General features: G+C 73.6%; 1 protein-coding gene. It reads left to right on the forward strand.

All coding sequences use genetic code 11. The features are described 5' to 3' along the window. The first annotated feature begins 406 nt into the window (after nt 1-406). Nucleotides 407-1,126, forward strand: a complete 720-nt coding sequence (locus ACFUEL_RS39750) for an SDR family NAD(P)-dependent oxidoreductase (protein WP_380243107.1) — start codon at nt 407-409, stop codon at nt 1,124-1,126. Nucleotides 1,127-1,308: the final 182 nt, after the last annotated feature.

Raw genomic sequence — 1,308 nt, forward strand, 5'->3', positions numbered from 1 at the left:
GACAGGTCGTGCCGCGTCCTGCGCATTGGGGCGCACGGCGCCCGGGACGGTTCCGGTCGGGAACGGCCGCTCAAAGCGTCCCCAGGGGGCCGGAGCCGGCCCGGCGCCGTGCGCGAGGGCAGTCGACGAATCGACGGCCCGTCCGGGGCCCGCCGGAGCCCCGCTCTACAAAAGGTAAGACGTACCAGGGGGCGCAGAGTTACGCCAGGGGGGTGTGAGTTGCCTCTCTCCACTCTCCGTGTGCGTCCGCGCACCCGTACGGCCGAGTGCATACCACACCGCACGCCCGGTGCGCGGCGTCACCCACCCCGCAGCCGCCGCAACCCAGCGTGATAGGAATCGTGGCAATCCGGTACGGACCGCCTGCGACGCGCGGCGCGGCGAACGGTCAGGGAGGGAGTGCGCAATGGCCAGGAACGTCGTAGTCACCGGTGGGGGCACCGGCATCGGCCTGGAGGTGGCCCGGCGCTTCGCCGCGGCCGGCGAACGCGTGGTGATCGTCGGACGCCGCCCCGGCGTCCTCGACCAGGCCGCGCAGGAACTCGGACCGAACGTCACCCCGCTGGTGTGCGACCTCGCCGACCCCGACGCGGTGGAAGCCGCCCTGGACGCGCTGCCCGCCCGGATCGACGTCCTGGTCAACAACGCCGGCAGCCGGGAGACCGTGCTCGGCGCCGGACCGCACGCGGTGCTGGCCCGCTGGCGCGGCGACTTCGAACGCAACGTGCTCACCGCCGTGCTGCTCACCGAGTCCGTCCGCGACCGGCTCACCCCCGGCTCCGGCCGGGTGGTCACCGTCTCCTCCATCGCCGCGCTGCGCGGCGCGGGCTCCTACGGGGCCGCGAAAGCCTCCCTGCACGCCTGGAACCACTTCCTCGCGGCCCAGCTCGGCCCGTCCGGGATCACCGCCAACATCGTCGCCCCGGGCACCGTCGCCGGCACCGAGTTCTTCGGGCCCCGGCTGGACGACGCCGAGGTGGCGCGGCGCTCGGCGCGGACGCTGCTCGGACGGATCGGCGAGTCGGGGGAGGTCGCGGCCGCGGTCTTCTTCCTCGCCTCGCCGGAGGCGGGGTTCATCACCGGGGAGATCCTGCACTGCAACGGCGGGGAACTGCTCGGCCGGTAGGGCCCCTCAAGGGCTCGGGCGAGCACCACCAGGGGCTCGGGGAACGGCGAGGCCCAGGCTGCTGATGGTTCACTGCCGGTGCGTGCCGCCGCTTCTGGTTCCTGTTAAGGCACGCAGCAGCCTCGACCTTCGATGGGCTCCGGCCATCAGCAGCACGGACCCGCCGTTCCCCGGGCCCCTGA

The sequence above is a fragment of the Kitasatospora sp. NPDC057198 genome (assembly GCF_042670125.1).
In the GTDB taxonomy this organism is placed as follows: Bacteria; Actinomycetota; Actinomycetes; order Streptomycetales; family Streptomycetaceae; genus Kitasatospora.

What these genes read in the sequence shown, in the direction of transcription:
- ACFUEL_RS39750 (WP_380243107.1), top strand. Translation starts at nt 407, where the DNA reads ATGGCCAGGAACGTCGTAGTCACCGGTGGGGGCACCGGCATCGGCCTG.